General features: G+C 69.1%; 18 protein-coding genes and 1 riboswitch. Of the genes, 6 read left to right on the forward strand and 12 right to left on the reverse strand.

Features of this window, described 5'->3' with window-relative positions; genetic code table 11:
• Positions 1–55 precede the first annotated feature (55 nt).
• On the forward strand, positions 56–1,195 hold the full coding sequence (locus ABT313_RS06270; RefSeq protein ID WP_350849262.1) for an AI-2E family transporter: 1,140 nt from the start codon (positions 56–58) through the stop codon (positions 1,193–1,195).
• A 9-nt stretch (positions 1,196–1,204) separates the two neighbouring features.
• Here ABT313_RS06270 and ABT313_RS06275 read toward each other — a convergent pair whose 3' ends face one another.
• Positions 1,205–2,170 carry an LLM class flavin-dependent oxidoreductase gene (locus ABT313_RS06275; protein ID WP_350849264.1) on the reverse strand — a complete coding sequence of 322 codons (966 nt, stop codon included), beginning with the start codon at positions 2,168–2,170 and terminating at the stop codon, positions 1,205–1,207.
• 96 nt (positions 2,171–2,266) lie between these two features.
• On the opposite strand from ABT313_RS06275, the gene ABT313_RS06280 reads away from it, so the two are divergent.
• The 3 genes from ABT313_RS06280 to ABT313_RS06290 all read left to right on the forward strand — a co-directional run bounded on the left by ABT313_RS06280 (position 2,267) and on the right by ABT313_RS06290 (position 5,760).
• Positions 2,267–3,391 (forward strand): mandelate racemase/muconate lactonizing enzyme family protein, encoded by a 1,125-nt coding sequence (locus ABT313_RS06280; protein WP_350849266.1) that lies wholly within the window; start codon positions 2,267–2,269, stop codon positions 3,389–3,391.
• A gap of 10 nt (positions 3,392–3,401) precedes the next feature.
• The gene (locus ABT313_RS06285) at positions 3,402–4,355 is read left to right on the forward strand and encodes a dihydrodipicolinate synthase family protein (protein ID WP_350849268.1); all 954 of its coding nucleotides are present in this window, start codon (positions 3,402–3,404) and stop codon (positions 4,353–4,355) included.
• 181 nt (positions 4,356–4,536) lie between these two features.
• Positions 4,537–5,760 carry a hypothetical protein gene (locus ABT313_RS06290; protein ID WP_350849270.1) on the forward strand — a complete coding sequence of 408 codons (1,224 nt, stop codon included), beginning with the start codon at positions 4,537–4,539 and terminating at the stop codon, positions 5,758–5,760.
• Position 5,761: 1 nt separating this feature from the next.
• On the opposite strand, the gene ABT313_RS06295 is transcribed toward ABT313_RS06290, so the two are convergent.
• The 3 genes from ABT313_RS06295 to ABT313_RS06305 form a co-directional block, all read right to left on the reverse strand.
• Positions 5,762–6,592 carry a carbon-nitrogen hydrolase family protein gene (locus ABT313_RS06295; RefSeq protein WP_350849272.1) on the reverse strand — a complete coding sequence of 277 codons (831 nt, stop codon included), beginning with the start codon at positions 6,590–6,592 and terminating at the stop codon, positions 5,762–5,764.
• A gap of 385 nt (positions 6,593–6,977) precedes the next feature.
• Positions 6,978–8,741 (reverse strand): HNH endonuclease signature motif containing protein, encoded by a 1,764-nt coding sequence (locus tag ABT313_RS06300; protein WP_350849274.1) that lies wholly within the window; start codon positions 8,739–8,741, stop codon positions 6,978–6,980.
• Positions 8,742–8,853: 112 nt separating this feature from the next.
• The gene (locus ABT313_RS06305) at positions 8,854–9,870 is read right to left on the reverse strand and encodes a zinc-dependent alcohol dehydrogenase family protein (RefSeq protein WP_350849276.1); all 1,017 of its coding nucleotides are present in this window, start codon (positions 9,868–9,870) and stop codon (positions 8,854–8,856) included.
• Between the two features lie 78 nt (positions 9,871–9,948).
• Between ABT313_RS06305 and ABT313_RS06310 the strand changes: the two genes are divergently transcribed.
• A complete protein-coding gene (locus ABT313_RS06310; protein ID WP_350849278.1) occupies positions 9,949–10,452 on the forward strand; it encodes a restriction endonuclease in 504 nt (167 codons plus the stop codon).
• 4 nt (positions 10,453–10,456) lie between these two features.
• On the opposite strand, the gene ABT313_RS06315 is transcribed toward ABT313_RS06310, so the two are convergent.
• The 5 genes from ABT313_RS06315 to ABT313_RS06335 all read right to left on the reverse strand — a co-directional run bounded on the left by ABT313_RS06315 (position 10,457) and on the right by ABT313_RS06335 (position 14,799).
• Positions 10,457–10,840, reverse strand: a complete 384-nt coding sequence (locus tag ABT313_RS06315) for a VOC family protein (RefSeq protein ID WP_350849280.1) — start codon at positions 10,838–10,840, stop codon at positions 10,457–10,459.
• A gap of 45 nt (positions 10,841–10,885) precedes the next feature.
• Positions 10,886–11,161, reverse strand: a complete 276-nt coding sequence (locus ABT313_RS06320) for a ubiquitin-like small modifier protein 1 (protein ID WP_350849282.1) — start codon at positions 11,159–11,161, stop codon at positions 10,886–10,888.
• Positions 11,158–12,417, reverse strand: coding sequence for a threonine synthase (thrC, locus tag ABT313_RS06325; RefSeq protein WP_350849284.1), 1,260 nt, complete (start codon positions 12,415–12,417; stop codon positions 11,158–11,160). The genes ABT313_RS06320 and thrC overlap by 4 nt, the downstream gene beginning before the upstream one ends.
• Before the next feature lie 13 nt (positions 12,418–12,430).
• Positions 12,431–12,570, reverse strand: a riboswitch (SAM riboswitch).
• Between the two features lie 88 nt (positions 12,571–12,658).
• On the reverse strand, positions 12,659–13,606 hold the full coding sequence (locus ABT313_RS06330) for a DNA-3-methyladenine glycosylase family protein (protein WP_350849286.1): 948 nt from the start codon (positions 13,604–13,606) through the stop codon (positions 12,659–12,661).
• 29 nt (positions 13,607–13,635) lie between these two features.
• Positions 13,636–14,799 (reverse strand): Fic family protein, encoded by a 1,164-nt coding sequence (locus tag ABT313_RS06335; protein WP_350849288.1) that lies wholly within the window; start codon positions 14,797–14,799, stop codon positions 13,636–13,638.
• A 104-nt stretch (positions 14,800–14,903) separates the two neighbouring features.
• Between ABT313_RS06335 and ABT313_RS06340 the strand changes: the two genes are divergently transcribed.
• A complete protein-coding gene (locus ABT313_RS06340; RefSeq protein WP_350849290.1) occupies positions 14,904–15,371 on the forward strand; it encodes a hypothetical protein in 468 nt (155 codons plus the stop codon).
• Here ABT313_RS06340 and otsB read toward each other — a convergent pair.
• From otsB to napA, 3 genes are read right to left on the reverse strand one after another with little or no spacing between them, the layout of a single operon-like run.
• Positions 15,337–16,170 (reverse strand): trehalose-phosphatase, encoded by an 834-nt coding sequence (gene otsB, locus ABT313_RS06345; RefSeq protein ID WP_350849292.1) that lies wholly within the window; start codon positions 16,168–16,170, stop codon positions 15,337–15,339. The genes ABT313_RS06340 and otsB overlap by 35 nt on opposite strands.
• A complete protein-coding gene (locus ABT313_RS06350) occupies positions 16,167–16,814 on the reverse strand; it encodes a LytR C-terminal domain-containing protein (protein ID WP_350849294.1) in 648 nt (215 codons plus the stop codon). Before ABT313_RS06350 ends, otsB begins: the two co-directional genes overlap by 4 nt.
• 2 nt (positions 16,815–16,816) lie before the next feature.
• On the reverse strand, positions 16,817–17,125 hold the full coding sequence (gene napA / locus ABT313_RS06355) for a nucleoid-associated protein NapA (protein ID WP_350849296.1): 309 nt from the start codon (positions 17,123–17,125) through the stop codon (positions 16,817–16,819).
• Positions 17,126–17,249 lie beyond the last annotated feature (124 nt).

Raw genomic sequence — 17,249 nt, forward strand, 5'->3', positions numbered from 1 at the left:
GAGGAGATGTCGGAGATGTTCGAACCCCTGGTCCGACGCGGAGGAGAGGTACGACATGCCTGACTCCCCCGAAGCCCCGCCCCCGGCTGCCTCGTGGTCGCTGCCGCGGGGCGTGGTGGTTCTGCTCGGGACCGCCGGGGCGATCATCACCGCCGGCGGGCTGCACGGGTTTTCGAGTATCGCGGGTCCGGTGTTCCTGGCGTTGATCCTCACGATCGCGGTCAGTCCGCTGCGCCGGCTGCTGATCCGGCGCGGGGTCCGTTCGTGGCTCGCCGCCCTGATCGCGATCGTGGTGGTGATCACGATCCTGCTCGGCCTCGCCGCCGCCCTGGCGTTGTCCCTCGCCCGGCTCGCGACCCTGCTCCCGACGTACCAGGCCACGTTCGCGCAGCTGGTCAACGACGTCCGCGGCTGGCTGGCCGACCGCGGCATCGGCAACCAGGAGATCCAGCGCGTACTGCAGGCGTTCGACCTCGGGAAGGCGCTCGGGATCCTGCAGACCTGGCTGACCAAGCTGCTCGGCGTCTTCTCCGACCTCGGCTTCATCATCATCCTGCTGTTCTTCATGGGGCTGGACGCCAACAGCTTCACCAGCCGCATGGTCGACGCCGCGAAACAACGCCCCGGAGTCGCCAGCGCACTGGCCAGCTTCGCCCGGGGTACGACGCGCTACCTGGTCGTCTCCACGATCTTCGGCCTGATCGTCGCCCTGGTGGACGTCGCCGTCCTGTACGTGCTGAACGTCCCGCTGCCGTGGCTGTGGGGCCTGCTCGCGTTCATCACGAACTACATCCCGAACATCGGCTTCATCATCGGCCTCGTCCCGCCCGCGCTGCTGGCCCTGCTGGACAACGGCTGGTCCGCACTGATCTGGGTGATCGTCGCGTACTGCGTGATCAACTTCGTCTTCCAGTCGATCATCCAGCCGAAGATCGTCGGCGACGCGGTCGGTCTGTCGACCACGCTCACGTTCCTGTCTCTCGTCTTCTGGGCCTGGGTCCTGGGCCCGCTCGGCGCCATCCTCGCCATCCCGCTGTCCCTGCTGGCCAAAGCCCTGCTCCTGGACGCCGACCCGTCCACCCGCTGGGTCAACGACCTGATCTCGAGCAGCGACGCCGCGCCGGCGAAGCCGCCGGACGAGTCCGACGAGGCTGATGAGGGCGACGAGGTCGCGCCGCCGGCCACGGCCACCTAGCGCGGCGGGCTACACCAGCTCCCCGAAGGCCTCGATCGACCGCAGCGCATCCGCCTGCGACATGCCCGGCGGCTGGATGCGGAGGATGATGCCGTCGGCACCCATCGCCTCGTAGTGGGCCAGGCGGTCGGAGCACTCGGCCGGCGAACCGATGACGCTGCGGTCGACGATGTCGTCCCAGCCCTGGGTGTAGCGGCTGACGTCGGTCGAAGTGCGCTTCCAGCCGGTGTAGGCGTGGTACAGGTCGCGGAGCGGCTCCTCGAGCGCCTTGCGAGCGTCCTGGGACGTCGGAGCGCAGTACCCCTCGCGGCAGAGGATGACCTCCTGGCCGAGCGTGTCTGCGCCGCGCGGATAGGACAGGTACTCCGCGATCTTCGCCGGCAGGTCCGCGTCCAGCTCGTTGAACGACGTGGTCCACCCGTCGCACATCCGCGCGGTCCGCTCCAGCACGGCCGACACCCGCCCGCCGTTCCAGATCCGCGGCCGCGGCGACTGCGCCGGTCGGGGCGACAGGTACGCCTCCTGGATGCTCGTGAACTTCCCGTCGTACGTGACCTCGTCCGACGTCCACAGCCGCGTGAGGATCTCCAGCCCCTCCTCGAACCGCCCGACCCGCTCCGCCTGGGTCACGCCGTACAGCGCGAACTCCTCCGGCCGGTACCCGAGCACGAACCCGGCCGTTAGCCGGCCACCGGACAGTACGTCGATATGCGCCAGCGTCTCCGCGAGTACGACGGGGTCGTACAACGGCGCGACGATCCCCGCCGTCGCGATCCCGATCCGGGACGTGTGCGCGGCCAGCCAGGTCATCGAGGTGAGGATCTCGTGGTACCCGGGCCGGTGCAGGTGCCGTTCGCCGAGCACGACCCACTCGAACCCGGCCTGCTCGGCGAGCTTCGCCTGCTCGACCGCGTCGGCCAACCGGGGCCGCTCGTCCGGGGTGCCGTAGAGGTTCAGATAGAGACCCAGGCGCATCGGGGTGCCACCTTCCGTTGACAGAGAGCGCTCGCGGTATTTACGGTCTTGACCGTAAATGCTTTCCGCTCAGATTGCGACCCTTGGGAGCCGGCTATGAGTCTTGCAGCACAACCGGCAGGGTTGCCGGACGGGGGATCCGGGCTGTCCGGACCGATCAGCGCGATCAAGACCCGGGTGGTCAGCGCGCCGTACCGCCGCCCGTTCCAGATCAGCAGCGGAATCAGCACCGAGCTCGTCAGCCTGGTCGTCGAGGTCCACACCGCCGACGGCACCGTCGGGATCGGCGAGACCTCGCCGATGACGGCGTACACCGGTGAGACGCTGGCCGGCGTACAGGCCGCGATCGAGGAGCACCTGGCCCCGGCCCTGGTCGGGCGCGACCCGCTCGACCGGGCAGGTGCGCATGTGGTGATGGACGGCGTACTGCGGGGCCAGCAGGTCGCCAAGTCCGGCCTCGACATCGCGCTGTACGACCTGGCCGGCCGGCTGAGCGGCTGGCCGGTCCACGCCATCCTCGGCGGCAGCGTCCGCAACCGCGTGCAGACCACGTGGGTCGTCGGCCTCGGCACGCTCGACGAGATGGCCGCGGAGGCAGCGGAGTACGCGGAGCGCGGATTCATGCATCTGAAGGTCAAGGGCGGCCAGGACCCGGCCAAGGACCTCGAACTGATCCGCGCCGTCCGCGCCGCGATCCCTGCCGACGCCGAGCTGTGTCTCGACGCCAACGAGGGGTACGACGCGACCACGGCCCTCCCGTACCTCGCCAAGATGAGTGTCGCCGGGCTGACCTTGCTGGAGCAGCCCCTGCCCCGCTGGGACCTGGCCGGGCTCGTGCGGCTGCGGGAGCGCCTCGACGTACGGGTGATGGTCGACGAGAGCATGCATTCGCTGCACGACGCCATGGAGATCGCCCGGCGCGGTGCGGCCGACGTACTGAACATCAAGATCCTCAAGGTCGGCGGACTCCACCGTGCGCTGCAGATCGCCAATGTGGCCGAGGCTGCGGGGCTGGCGGTGAAGGTAGGCTCGATGCCGGAGCTGGGCGTGGCCACGCTGGCCGCCGTACACCTGGCCGCCGCCGTGCCCGGTGCGACCGTCGCTGCCGACCTGGTGGGGCCGCTGATGGTCGACGAGGACCCGCTGGCGCCGAGCGTGTTCGCCGACTGCGACGGCTGGATCGACGTACCTAAGCGCCCCGGTCTCGGGCACTCTGTCTGAGAGGTTCCTTATGCACCGACTGGTAGAACGACTGCGCGGCACCCTGCTTCCTGCTGTCGTCACTCCGATGGACTCCGACGGCGTCGTCGCGTACGACGCTCTGACCGAGTACGCCGGCGCCCTGACGGCGGAGTCCGTCGGCGGGCTCGCGGTGTGGGCTCACACGGGACGCGGGCTGTACCTGTCGGCCGCCGACCGTGCGAAGGTGCTGGAGACGTGGCGGCAGGCCACGGACGTCCCGATCGTGGCGGGTGTCGGCGTACCCCGCTCTGCTGATGTGACCGGGCTGCAGGAGGCTGCCGACGCGACCGTGGAGATGGCGCTGGCCGCTGCGGCAGGTGGGGCGGATGCAGTGATGGTCTATCCGCTGTCCGCGTTGGGAGATCTGCCGGACGGGGACGCACAGGCGGTGGCGCTGCACGAGCGGGTCGCTGCGGAGAGCGGTCTGCCGCTGGTCGGGTTCTACCTGCACGGGGAGGCTGGCGGGTACCCGTACTCGCCGGCATTGATCCGTGAGCTGCTGGCGCTGGACGCGATGCTGGGCGTGAAGACAGCGACGCTGGACCGGGCCATCGGCTGTCAGGACGCGATCTGGGCCGGGCGGGACAGCGGCAAGCTCCTGATCACCGGCGAGGACCGCATGTACGGGCCGTCGTTCATGTGGGGCGCGGACACGGCACTGGTCGGGATCGCGTCGGCGCAGGTGGAGCTGTCGGCCGCCGTACTGCGGACCTGGACCGCCGGGGACCACTCGGGTTTCCTGTCCGCGTCGGACCGGCTGGACCGGTTCGCGGCGGCGACGTTCTACGCGCCGATCGAGGGGTACGTGCAGCGGATGCTGTGGGCAGCCGAATGGGAGGGCCTGGTGCCGGCCGCGGCCGCGCACGATCCCTACGGTCCGGACCTGCCGCCGGGCGAGCGCGATCTAGTGATCGGCTGCCTCGAGGAGCTGCATGGGCAGTGAGGTGGCGCGCTCCCTCCTACGCTCCACCACACTGCAATTGTGGTCTTGACCGAAACTAAAAGAGTGTGCCCCGAACGTCAAGATCTCAGCGTTGCCTGCGCTATTCTGCGAGTTGAGGGCCAGACCAGAAGTCGTCGGAGGATGCCGTGAGGATCCACTCAGCTCTGTGCGCGGTGGACCGATGACGCTGTCGGTCGGGGTGGTCGGTCCGGAGGACCTGGTCCAGCGCGTGATGGCGGCCGGCGCACCGAGCGGCACGACCCTCCTGCCGCTGGCCTACCGGCACGAGACCGAGGCGGTCGAGCTGGTCTCGCAGGCACACTCCGACGTCGACGCGTTCCTGTTCACCGGCGTCGTCCCGTACACGATCGCCACCGAGGCCGGGGTCATCGACCGGCCGGCGATGTACGTCTCGTACGACGGCGCGACGCTGCTGCGCGCCCTCGTCGAACTGCTGCGGCTCGGACACAACGTCACGCAGTTCTCGATCGACACGCTGCGCCGGTCCGAGGTGATCGAGACGCTGATCGAGGCGAAGTTGCCGACCGAACACATCCACGTGCTGCCCTACCGGCCCGGGCTGACGTCGGACGACATCGTCGAGTTCCACCGCACCGCGCGCGAGAAGCACGACACGAAGGTCGCGATCAGCTGCCTGGGTTCGGCGTTCCACCTGATCGAGAACGAGATGCCTTCGGTGCGTCTCGCGCCGTCACGCTATTCGATCCGCTCGACCTTGCAGGCTCTGGTGTTGACGACGACCGGCCAGCATGTCGGAGATGCGCAGGTCGCGCTCGGAGTGATCGATCTACCTGAGCCGGACGACGCGCTCGCCGCCGACCTCATCACGCTCGGCGGCAGCCTCGCCGCGCTGCCCGACGGACGACACCTGGTCGTCACCACCCGCGGGTTGCTCGAGCAGGCGACGGAGCAGTTCGTCCGGATGCCTCTCCTCGACCACCTCGCAGCGCGGCACAGCACGGCGTACGTCGGGTTCGGCGTCGGCCGTACTGCGGCTGAAGCGGAGGCACTCGCCCGTCGAGCCGTCAGCCGGGCCGCCTCGATCGGATCCGTCGCCGGCGTGGTCTCGATGTCCGACGACGTCGAGATCGTCATCGAGCCGAGCGGCGAGCAGCCCACGACCGCCCGCGGCACCGAAAGCCTGCCGCTGCTCGCCCGCCGCGTCGGCCTCAACACCCAGACCCTCGCCCGCATGCGAGAACTCACCGCCACCCTCCCCGACGGCCTCACCACCCAGGACGTCGCCGACCACCTCGCCGTCCAACTCCGCACCGCCCGCCGAGTCCTGAAGCGCCTAGAACGAGCCGGCCTGGCCGCCCCCACCGGCACCCAACAACACGGCCGCACCGGCCGCCCACCCACGGTCTACCTGATCCGCCTGTAGGTCAGAGGCAGGTTCGGTCCTCGCTTCGGGGGTCGGTTACGCGGCGGGTGCGGTAGATGTCGCCGCGGAGGGCGCTTCGTCGCCAGGGGCGGGCCAGGTCGAACCAGACGGTGTACGCCGGGCGGTCCAGGTCGGCGTACACCAGGGCCTCGCCGCCGTCGGCTTGTGCGATGTAGCGGCCGTCGGGGGCGATCACGCCGGAGTTCATGAAGTGTGCGGTCTGGGACGGTAGGGCCATGCCGACCCAGTACGTGTTGATCGACGCATAGGCGCGTGCCTTCGCCTCGAACACCTCGTCGACCGGGTACGCCGACAGCAGCAGGCAGTCGACGTCGAGTTCGCCGTACTGCGTGAACAGGTCGGGGAAGTTGATCTCGACACAGATCGCGCAGCCGAACCGGTACCCGTCGACCTCGAACACGACCGGCTCGAACCCGGGGCTGTAGAACCTGGTGATCTCGGTGTTCGAGCAGAACCGCTTGTCGTAGCGGTCGACGATCGCCCCCTGGTCCGAGATCACGTACAGGCTGTTGTGCGGCCAGTGCGGCGGAGTCAGCGGATGCGCCGAGCCGAGCACGACCCAAAGGCGCAACTCGGCGGCCAGGGCGACGATCTGCTCGAGCTCGTCGCGAACCGCCGGCCAGTCGACGTCGCCCCAGTCCTGGATCTGCTCCTTCGCGTACCCCGACAGGAATCCTTCCGGGAACTGCACCAACCGGGCTTGTTCAGCGGCGGCCTCCCGCATCAGCCGTCGTACCGTCCTGCCGTTGCTGCGGACATCGGCGGTCGCGGTGGTCTGTGCCACGGCGAGGCGAAGAGATTGCTCGGTCACGGTCATCCTCCGTACCCCGGGCGCGCGGCTCCCCCAGCGACCACGTCCGAGGCGGTCGGATCGATGACTGCGACCTGAGACCCGAGGTCCCTTTGCCTTCCCGGTGGATCGCGCTGGGGGCGATCGACGAAGGTTCGGCGTAGGCCACGCCGCAGCACATCGTGCCCGCTCGCCGTCCACCCGTCAACCACCCTCCCCACCCACCCGGCGACGGCCGCCAGGCAGCACCCAGCAGGCAGCACTCAGCAGGCAGCACTCAGCAGGCAGCACTCAGCAGGCAGCAGGCAGCACGCAGCACCCGGGGGCAGGCGGTAGGCAGCACGCAGCACCCGGCGGCAGGCGGCAGGCGGCAGGCGGCAGGCGGCAGGCGGCAGGCGGCAGGCGGTCAGCCAGCAGTCTGCGGGGTCGGTGCGCCTCGGGGGTCCCAAGGAGCGAACCGGGCGTCGTCAGCGTGAGCCTGGCTGCTTGGTGAGTCGGGTGGCGCAGGGCTCGGCAGTTCGCCCCAGATGGCGAGGCTCGCTGCTTCACGCCCGGGTGGAGATTTCGGCCCGGGTCGGAGGAGCACGCCTGGTGTTGATGAATGGGTCCTCGCACCCGATGGGACCAGAACTGTGTCTGGCGGGTCGGCCCACGTCGGGCGGGCGACGTGGACTTTGCCGTCGGTGATGGTGATCGTCCAGTCGCCGTTGTGCACGTCGATGTGGTGGCGGCGGCACAGGAGGGCGAGGTTCGAGACGGCGGTGATGCCGCCGTCGATCCACGAGATCAGATGGTGTGCGTCGCACATGACGGGTGGGGCTCCGCAGACGACACAGCCGCGGTCGCGAGCGTTGAGGGCGCGGCGCATGGCGCGGGTGACGAGGCGCTCGCAGCGTCCGACGTCGAGGGGTTCGGAGTTCGAACCGAGGACGAGTGGGATGATCTTGGCGTCGCAGGCGAGCCGGCGGATGGTCGCGGCCGACAGGCCGCCGCCGTAGACGGTGTCGCCGATCGCGTCCGCGGTGGCCGACTTCAGGTCCTGCCAGTCGATCGTCACGGTGAGGTTCGCCTTGGCCCCGAACCCCGGTACCGGCCTGATGCCCCGACAGCTGCTGCCCGCTCCATCCACCCCAACACCATCCACCCCAGCAGCAGCGGCAGAGTCAGTTGCGGCGAGCGCAGCTGCCGCGGGGCCGACTGCGGCGGAGCCCGCGGCGGGAGCAGTTGCGGCAGGGGTCGCTGCAGCGGTGCCACTCGCCGCGCAGCTAGCTGCCGCAGGGATAGCTGTGGCGGAGCCAGTCGCCGCGGAGTCAGCTGCCGCAGGGATAGCTGCGGCGGAGCCAGTCGCCGGGGAGTCAGCTGCCGCAGGGATAGCTGCGGCGGAGCCAGTCGCCGCGGAGTCAGCTGTCGCAGAGGGAGTTGCGGGGGTGGTGTCGAGGGTTGTGGCCGCGAGGGTTAGGGCTGTGGTGAGGGCGTCGGCCTGGCGCTTCTCGCGGGGGCGGGGGTCGGGGTCGCCGTCGAGGGTCTTGTGTGGGCGGGCGCCGGTGTGGATCAGGGAGCGGAGGAGTTCGGCGTTCTCGTTGGCCAGGTAGCCGCGGAACTTCACGCCCCGGTCGGCATTGGTCATCGTCAGGCTCTCGCGGGCGTAGGCCCTGCGTTCTTCCGGCTCGGGGCCGTCGGTGTCGAGGATGTCGCGGGCGCTTCGGGCGGCCTTGCGCAGCTCGGCCGGTGGGAGGTGGCGGGCGAGGCGGACAAGTTCGCGTTCGGTGACGTCGAGGTCCTCGACCGGGACGGTGTCGGGGACCTTCTCGAGCCCGGAGACGATCGCTTCGGCCTGCGCGGGGCGGAGCTGGAAGTCGGGTGCTTCCTGACCGAGGACCGCACCGCCGACGACAGGAAGCGCGGCCGACACGGCGGCGTACTTCGGGAGTGCTCTGGCGAGCCGCACGTCGCGGAACGCTCGGGTGTGGTCGAGGCGGTAGCGATACTCCAACAGTTGCACGGTGTCCCGCGCCCCGATCTCCTGGGCGTAGCCGTCCTCGTCCAGACCGGCGACCAGTTGGAGCCGGTAGGTCTCCAGGCGAGCCTGCTCAGCGTCCACCTGGTCGAGTGTGGTCAGCTTCTCGCCGCCACTCATCGACCACGCCGGCCGCTCACCTAAAGTCCCCATGCACCAACTCTAGGCACCACCACCGACAATTCCCAAGGCGAGATCCCTTAAAAACAAGGGAATTCAGTTATCCACAGATCGCACAACTGTGGATCTTGCCTTAAGCAACAACTCACGGCTCGATGACGGTGACGCCCGCGGGGGTGCCGGCCGACAGGGCAGCCAGGGCGGTCGGGGTCTCGTCGAGCGTGATCGTGCGGGCGATCAGCTCTGCCGGCCTGAGGTTGCCTGCAGCAACCAAATCGAGCAGCTCCGGGTAGGCGTGCGCGGGCATGCCGTGACTGCCCAGCCACGACAGTTCCTGGCCGATCAGGCGACCCACGTCGAGTTGGACGCCGGACGGAAGAAGGCCGACCTGGACGTGGCGGCCGCGGGGGCGGAGGGAGGACAGGGCTTGCTGGACGATGTCGCTGGATCCCAGCGCGTCGATGGTGACGTGCGCGCCGCCGAGGTCCCGGATCTGGGTCGCGACCTGATCCGAGGCTTGGAGGGTCCGCGCGGCGCCGTACTGGCGGGCGAGCGCGAGCGCCTCGGGGTTGGTGTCGATCGCGATGACCGAGGCGCCGAGTGCGGTGGCGATCATCACCGCGGACAGACCGACCCCGCCGCAGCCGAAGACGGCGACTCGTTCGCCGGCCTCGACCTTGCCGACCTGGTGGACGGCGCGGAACGACGTGGCGAAGCGGCAGCCGAGGCCGGCCGCGGTCGCGAAGTCCATCTCGTCGGGGAGGCGGACGAGGTTCACCGACGCATACGGCACGGCGACGTACTCCGCGAACGAACCCCAGTAGTTGAAGCCCGGCTGGAGCTGGTTCGGGCAGACCTGCTGGTTGCCCTCCAGGCACTGCTCGCACACACCGCACGCGCAGATGAAGGGTGTGGTCACCCGGTCGCCCACCTGCCAGCCGGTCACGCCGGCACCGACCTCCGCGATCGTCCCTGCCAGCTCGTGCCCGGGCACGTGCGGCAGCACGATGTCGGCGTCGTGCCCCATCCACCCGTGCCAGTCGCTGCGGCAAAGCCCGGTCGCCTCGACCTTCAGTACTACTGAGCCGGCCTCGACCGACGGCTCAGGTACGTCGCGGACGATCGGCAAGACGCCGTACTCCGAGACCACGACAGCGCGCATTTGAACCTCGCAGATTGGCATAGACCGGACATGCGGTACGGCCGGACCACGAGCTGCCATGGCGCCTAGCATGCAGCTGTGCCCCGTGAACCACTGTGGAAGGAGTTCGAGCGATCAGTACATCAGTTCATCGCCCAGCTCGATCCGACAACAATTGTCCGCCATGATCAACGTCTGCCTGGGCTGTTGAGCGGTGCGTTGCGTCAAGTCGATGTCTGGGCAACCGGCTCGCTCGCCGGCGCGGAGATCACCGTTGCGTTCGAGTGCAAGCGATACCGACGGCCAGTTGCGGTCGGGACGATCGACGAATTCGCTGGCAAGCTGCAGGACCTTGGCGCCGACCGTGGGATTGTCTACTCGTACTCAGGATTCACCCCTGCAGCAGTCAACCGAGCCGCCCGGGCATACCTGCCCAAGATCCAGGCGCTTGAGCTCCCCTTTGACGCAGAGCCGTACGACGGCCCACTCTCAAGCGTCATGCCGGACCTGTCCACCGAACCCTCGTTCTATGCGCCCGTCACCGAGGACGTCACCGCAGAGAGCATCAGGCGGTTCCTGAGCGACGGCGAGTGGATCGCGTAAGGACTCAACCGACGCAGAACTCGTTGCCTTCCAGGTCCAGCATGACGATATGGCCCAGGACGTCGGGGCCATAGAACTCCTCCCGAACCTGGGTGGCGCCCAGACCGACCAGAGCCAAAGCCTTGGCGCGCATCCGCTCCGCGGACGCGGCATCGCGCAAACCCGGGCCCGCAACTCGGATGTCGATGTGCAGCCGGTTCTTGGCTGTCTTGCCCTCGGGGACGCGGAGGAAGCCGATGGCCGGCAGGGCATCGGCAGGGTCGACGATGCCGGCGCCTTCGGGAGAGTCGAAGCCGGGTTCTACGACGTAGTCGAGCGCGGCCGCCCAGAAGCGCGCGAGGCGTTGTGGGTCGGCCGCGTCTCCACCAATGGTCCAGTTGATCGCCATGGACCTGACCGTAGCTTCAGATCCGGACGATCACCGTCCGGAAACTCAGCCGCCCGCGACCGCCGGGATGATCGAGACCTGGCCGCCGTCCTTGATCGTGGTCTGCAGGCCGTCGGCGAAGCGGACGTCGTCGTCGTCGACGTACACGTTCACGAACCGGCGCAGCTCGCCCGAGTCGTCCAGCACGCGGCCCTTGATCCCGGGGTACGACGCGTCCAGCGAGTCGAGCACCTCGGTCAGCGTCGAGCCTTCCGCCGACACCTCGGACACGCCCTGGGTGTACGGACGCAGAATGGTCGGAACCCGAACGCTCACACTCACTGCAGGCCTGCCTTCACGAAGGCGTCGTACGACGCGGGGATGGTCACCTTGGGGCCGACCCGGTCGGCCACGGCGTCGAGCGTCTTCAGCCCGTCGCCGGAGTTGATGATCACGGTCTCGGCCTCGGGGTCGAGCTGTCCGGTCGCGATCAGCTTCTTCAGCGTCGCGACGGTCACGCCGCCGGCGGTCTCGGCGAAGACACCCTCGGTCCGGGCCAGCAGCTGGATGCCCTCGACGACCTCTTCGTCGCTGACGTCCTCGATCGCGCCGTTGGTCCGGCGGGCCACGTCCAGCACGTACGGGCCGTCGGCCGGGTTGCCGATCGCCAGCGACTTCGCGATCGTGTCCGGCTTCACCGGCTTGACCACGTCGTGGCCGTCGCGGAACGCCTGCGCCACCGGGGAGCAGCCGGTCGCCTGCGCGCCGTACACCTTGTAGTCGGTGGCGTTGACCAGGCCGAGCTTGCCGAGCTCGGTGAAGCCCTTGTCGATCTTGGTCAGCTGCGAACCGGACGCGACCGGGATCACGATCTGCTGCGGCAGCCGCCAGCCGAGCTGCTCGGCGATCTCGAAGGCCAGCGTCTTGGAGCCTTCGGAGTAGTACGGGCGGACGTTGACGTTGACGAACGCCCAGCCCTCCTCCTCGCCGGCGATCTCGGAGGCGAGCTTGTTCACGTCGTCGTAGTTGCCCTCGACTGCGACCAGCGTGCCGCCGTACACCGCGGTGGTGATGACCTTCGGGCGCTCGAGGTCGTGCGGAATGAACACGACCGAGCGGATACCGGCCCGGGCGGCGGCCGCGGCGACGGCGTTGGCCAGGTTGCCGGTGGAGGGGCAGGCGAAGACCTTCATGCCCAGCTCGCGGGTCGCGCTCAGCGCGGAGGCGACGACCCGGTCCTTGAAGGAGTGGGTCGGGTTGCCGGAGTCGTCCTTCACCCACAGCTTGCGCAGGCCGAGCTCGCGGGCCAGGTTCTTGGCGTCGATGAGCCGGGTGTAGCCGGGCTCGGTGTTCGGGTAGCTGGCCACGTCGACGGGGACGGGCAGCAGCGGCTGGTACCGCCAGATGTTCTTGGGTCCGGCCTCGATCTGCTCGCGGGTGATCGTCGGGTACTCGTATCCGACCTCGAGCGGACCGAAACACTCCATACAGGCGTAGAACGGACCGAGCGGAGACTTCGCCCCGCAGGCGCGACAGCTCAGATGCGTACCGTTGCCGAAGGCACCTTCACGGATCGTGTGGGTGGCGGTCTGGCTCATGAGTGAGGTTCCCCTCTCATCTTCCCCGGGAGCCGGATCTCGGCGCGGGACGGATTTGGCACCGTTCCCTCGCTTTCGGCCCGGACGGGCGTACGGCGGGGAGGGTTGCCGGGACGTCAACGGGCCGTTTCCCTCAGTCCCTCTGGATGAGCTGCCCCCGAGATTACCCAATCGGGTCCATATTGTGTCTTGTGATCCCACCATCCGAGACGGCCGATCTCAGCCGCGGAAGCGCTCCGGCTCAGCGCAGGCGATGCGTCGCGCCCGGCGTGTGGGTGGGCAGCGATTTGCGCGGGCCGAAGCGGGGATGGGTGATGCCGGCCAGCTCCAGCAGCCGCTGCACCCGGAACCGGTGGCCGCGGTACGGCTCGATCAGCTCGGCACAGCCGTCGTCGTCCAGCTCCTCGCCGATCAGGGCATACGACACGTTGCGCGACACGTGGTAGTCCGCGAACGAGAACGCATCCGCGTCCCCATGCGCCCGCTGCCGTACTTCGGCCGCCGTCCACACCCCGACCCCCGGGAGGGACCGCAGCCGCCGCTCGATCTCCGCGCCGTCCGTCAACTCCAGCGTCCGCTCGAGCGCCTTCGCCCGCGTCGCCGCCGTCAGCACGACCCGCGACCGCCGCCCCTCGACACCGGCCCGCAGCCACTGCCAGGACGGGATCTGCCGCCACTCCTCGGGCGCGGGCGGCACCATCATCTGCCGCCCGTCCGGAGCGGCCGGGCCCGGCGCGGGCTCGCCGTACTCACGCAGGAGCAACCGCCACGCCCGGAACGCCTCCTTGCCGGTCACGACCTGCTCGATCCCAGCGGCCGCCATGGCCTCGAACACCGCGCGCGTCCGCGGCACCCGCACATGCGGAAACCGCCGCGCCGCATCCACCAACGCCTGATGCTCAGGCAGCGGCTCGAACCCGTCCCAGCTGTCCCGATCCCCCAGCAACTCCGGCACCCCGTCGAGCGCCCACTCCGCCCCCGCACCCCACGCCTCGGCCTCCACACCACCGGCGTACGGCGTCAACCGCAGCTGCACCGGCCCGTCAGGCGTCCGAGTTGCCCGCCACACCGTCCGCCGCCCCGCGTCGAACACGTACGCCGGATCCCCCGGCCCCTTCCGAAGCCCTCCGATCACAGAATGCGGATCAACCACCCGCCCCGCCCGCCAGACCCGCACCACCGAACTCACCCACCAAGTCTTACCCACCCCACCGACAACTAGGGGACGGTGGGTGCCGGAGCAGCGAGACGTTGACGCATCCAGGGGTACGGATCGGCCAGCGCCTCGCGGTTCGAGAGCGCCGCTTGCACGATCAGCGTCAGGCGGCCGCCCATCACGTAATGCCGCCCTTTGGTCTCTCCGACAGCCTGCAAGAGTTCGAGTTCTGTGAGCTTCGCTAGGTCACGCGATGCCGTCCGCTCCTCGATCCCGGCCCGGCGTACATAGGTGGAGCGGCGCATACGGAACCCCAGGGAGGCATCGAAGAGCTCGTCCGCGACCCGCTCCGGCAAGCCGAACTCATCGATCACCTCGTCGAACAGCTGCCATAGCTTGCCCGCTTCGCGATAGCGTCGACGGACCGTCTGGGCCTGGATGTGATGCGCACGGAGGTTGAACTTCACCCACAGTGCAGCCGACCGGTCGGGATGCCAGCCGCCGGCGCCGGTCGCGGCGAGGACACGGTAATAGTCCTCGGTGTTGCTTCCCAGCCACTCCTCGATGCTGGAGAACGCCGGCTCACCGATCCCGCCCCTGGACAGCACGAGGGTCTGAAGCGCTCTCGCCATCCGCCCGTTCCCGTCCCGGAAGGGATGGATCATCACCAGGTTCAGATGCGCCATCGCGGCACGGATCAGAGGATCGGACGTGTCGTCCCGGGCGAGGTCGGCCATCAGCTCTCCGACCAGCGCCGGCACCTCGTCCGCGAGGGGGCCCTCGTAGACGTTCTCACCGGTCGTCTCATCGTGCACGTAGACAGCACCCGGCCGGTAGCTGCCTGGACTCTTGGTGAGGTCGTGACCAAGCATCATGAAGTGCATGCCGCGGACCGCGGAGACATCGAGCCGGAAGTCCGTGTCCTTCGCCATCGCCAGCACGTACCCCAGTGCCTGGCGGTATCCCCGGATCTCGGCGAACGTGCGCTCGTCCGCGCTGAGTGCTTCCTCGTCATCCAGAGCCGCCGCGGCGTCGTCGAGTGCGACGTCGTACCCCTCGATGCTGTTGGAGCCCTGGATCGCGCGGGCCAGCATGCTCCGCCGCAAGCCTCCGACCCAGCGCCGCGGGACTCGCAAGACGTCCGCGAGCTCGGAACGGTAGGTGTAGATCTGCTCCAGGACCTCCTGGTCCTCGAGATCCGGATCCGGGGTGCTGAAGATCGTCATCTCAGATGTCCTAATGTCTCAATTCTTAGGACACTAAGCTACCTCGGTGTCCTGATGATTGCGACATCGAGACAGGCACGTTCCGGAGTCTCATACTGAGTGCCATGAGTCGCTGGCAGTGGGTGAAGATCGTGGGGAACTTCCTCAACCTGTCCACTCCCGTCGGCGCCTTCGTGGGTGTGCTCGGCCGGGCGAGGTTCAGCCGGGGACCGCGCGGGCTGTTGTTTGCGAACGGGTACAGGCTCGGGTTTCCGGTGGCGGGGGCGTTCACGATCGGGAACGTGGTGCTGAGCAAGCACGAGCGGGCGTACTTCGACGATGCGGCGTTGGTGCGGCACGAGGAGCGGCATTCGTGGCAGTACTTCTGCCTGATCGGGTTGCCGATGCTGCCGCTGTACGTCGTCGGCGTGGTGATCTCGTTCCTGCTGACCGGCGATCCGGCGTCGCGGAACCCGTTCGAGCGGCTCGCGAACCTGAAGGACGGCGGGTACGTCGAACGTCCGATCCAGCCCATCGGGAAGACCGTGACGCAGGCGTTCAGCGTGCTGAGATCGCGTCCGAAAGGGCCGTGAGGACGGTCACCACGCCGCTGGGGTCGTCGACGACGATGTCCGCGGCCTCGATCAGCTCGGTCGCGTTCGACGACCGCGTCGCGAGCAGCAGCGCGCTCAGCCCGGCGGAACGTAGCTCGCCGATCGCCTTGAATGCGGCGAGGTCGCCGAGGTCGTCCCCGGCGTACAGGATCGATCTGGCGTCGGTGGACTCGATCAGGCTGCGGATAGCGACGCCCTTGTCGATGCCGGGCGGTCGCAGCTCGAGTACGAGGTTGCCCGGCTCCAACCGCAGCTCGGTCTCCTCGGCCAGCGCGGTCAGCGGCCCGCGCAGCAGCTCGAACGCCCCGGCCGGATCGTCCAGCCGCCGCGTGTGCACAGCCAGCGAGCTGTCCTTGTCCTCGACAAAGGCCTCGGGTACGCCGGTCTCGGCCAGCAGCTCGGGCAATCGCTTCCGGGCCGTCGCGACCCCCGGCGGCACTGGTGCGGTGGTGACTTTGCCGGTCGCCGCGTCCCAGCGCTCGAGCCCGTAGTGACCGAGCACCACGAGCTGGCCCAGACCGGGGTGAGCGCTCACCCCGGACAGCTCCGTCGCCACCAGCGCGGGCCGACCGGTCACGATCGCCACCTGGCCGACCGAGCGGGCCAGCCGGGCCAGTGCGTCCAGAGCGCCCTCGACTGGTCGGGAGAGTGCGGGGTCCTCGACGAGCGGGGACAGTACGCCGTCGAAGTCGGACGAGATCACTGCGGTGCCCGGATCGGCGACGATGGCTTCCCAGCCTGCGCGTCCGGAGTCGGTCTGGATGACCGGAGTACTCATCCGGCGTAGTCCGAGGTGAGGATCACGGTCAGGCGATCCTTCTTCATGTTGTCCAGGGCGCCCTTGCTCCGGCCGACGCCGATGTCGTGCGCGAGCTGGTTCGCGGCCTCGAGCATGCCGGGCGGGTAGTAGACCGTGCTTTCGGCGACCTTGCCGTGCCAGTTGTCGGGTGAGCCGGCGACCGTCCAGCCGGCTTGCCGCGCCCGGCCCGCGACCTCGTCGGCCAGCCCCTTGCGCGGCGTGTTGTTGTACACCTCGATCGCCGGCCGTTCCTCCACCGGAATCGTCACCGGCTGCGTCGCCGGCGGCTGGGTGGGCTTCGAGGCCGGCTCGGTGGGTGCGGTCGACGGCGGCGCTGTCGAGGACGGTGCCGTCGACGGGGTCACCGCCGGCGGGGTCGTGGTCTGCGTGCCCGGCCTCGGGATGCTCGCACCGACCGTCGACGGACCGGACGACGGCTCAGTGGACGGTTTGCTCGACGGCTTGCTGCTCGGCTTCGACGCAGCTCCGGACGAGTCGTCGGCCTTGCTGTCGTGCCCCCGGGTCCCGAACAGCACCAACAGGCCGGCCACGATCGCCACGACCGCAGCCACAGCGACGAGTGAGGACAGGACTTGACCCTGGTCGCCACGCGGGCGGGACATGGTCAGACCTCGATGCCCAGGCGGCGTGCGGAGCGGGCGCGCTGGCGGGCGGCGCGGAGGCGGCGCAGGCGCTTGACCAGCAGCGGGTCGTGCGCGAGCGCCTCGGGCCGGTCGATGAGCGCGTTGAGCACCTGGTAGTACCGGGTCGCCGACATCTGGAACTGGTCCCGGATCGCCTGCTCCTTCGCACCGGCGTACTTCCACCAGTGCCGCTCGAAGGCGAGGATGGCCCCGTCCCGCTCGGAGAGCCCGGCAACGGCAGGCTGCGCAGCCTCGGCGGGGCCGGAAGAGCTGGCGTTGGCGCTGTCCATCTGGTGGTAACTCCTGTGCGGTCGGTGATCGTCCGTCCGCGCTCCACTGTACGTGTTGAACAACAGCGATGTCATTCACCTGTGACACGACACGGAGCGTGTCGTCGGCGGACGGCCGGGCGCC

The sequence above is a fragment of the Kribbella sp. NPDC000426 genome, assembly GCF_040300265.1.
Lineage (GTDB): Bacteria > Actinomycetota > Actinomycetes > Propionibacteriales > Kribbellaceae > Kribbella.

Coding starts and splice junctions, on each gene's coding strand:
- ABT313_RS06275 (WP_350849264.1), bottom strand. CDS start 2,170: ATGCGCCTGGGTCTCTATCTGAACCTCTACGGCACCCCGGACGAGCGG.
- ABT313_RS06315 (WP_350849280.1), bottom strand. CDS start 10,840: ATGGCGATCAACTGGACCATTGGTGGAGACGCGGCCGACCCACAACGC.
- ABT313_RS06300 (WP_350849274.1), bottom strand. CDS start 8,741: ATGGGGACTTTAGGTGAGCGGCCGGCGTGGTCGATGAGTGGCGGCGAG.
- napA (WP_350849296.1), bottom strand. CDS start 17,125: ATGGACAGCGCCAACGCCAGCTCTTCCGGCCCCGCCGAGGCTGCGCAG.
- thrC (WP_350849284.1), bottom strand. CDS start 12,417: ATGAGCCAGACCGCCACCCACACGATCCGTGAAGGTGCCTTCGGCAAC.
- ABT313_RS06335 (WP_350849288.1), bottom strand. CDS start 14,799: ATGACGATCTTCAGCACCCCGGATCCGGATCTCGAGGACCAGGAGGTC.
- ABT313_RS06270 (WP_350849262.1), top strand. CDS start 56: ATGCCTGACTCCCCCGAAGCCCCGCCCCCGGCTGCCTCGTGGTCGCTG.
- otsB (WP_350849292.1), bottom strand. CDS start 16,170: ATGAGTACTCCGGTCATCCAGACCGACTCCGGACGCGCAGGCTGGGAA.
- ABT313_RS06285 (WP_350849268.1), top strand. CDS start 3,402: ATGCACCGACTGGTAGAACGACTGCGCGGCACCCTGCTTCCTGCTGTC.
- ABT313_RS06290 (WP_350849270.1), top strand. CDS start 4,537: ATGACGCTGTCGGTCGGGGTGGTCGGTCCGGAGGACCTGGTCCAGCGC.
- ABT313_RS06305 (WP_350849276.1), bottom strand. CDS start 9,870: ATGCGCGCTGTCGTGGTCTCGGAGTACGGCGTCTTGCCGATCGTCCGC.
- ABT313_RS06350 (WP_350849294.1), bottom strand. CDS start 16,814: ATGTCCCGCCCGCGTGGCGACCAGGGTCAAGTCCTGTCCTCACTCGTC.
- ABT313_RS06280 (WP_350849266.1), top strand. CDS start 2,267: ATGAGTCTTGCAGCACAACCGGCAGGGTTGCCGGACGGGGGATCCGGG.
- ABT313_RS06340 (WP_350849290.1), top strand. CDS start 14,904: ATGAGTCGCTGGCAGTGGGTGAAGATCGTGGGGAACTTCCTCAACCTG.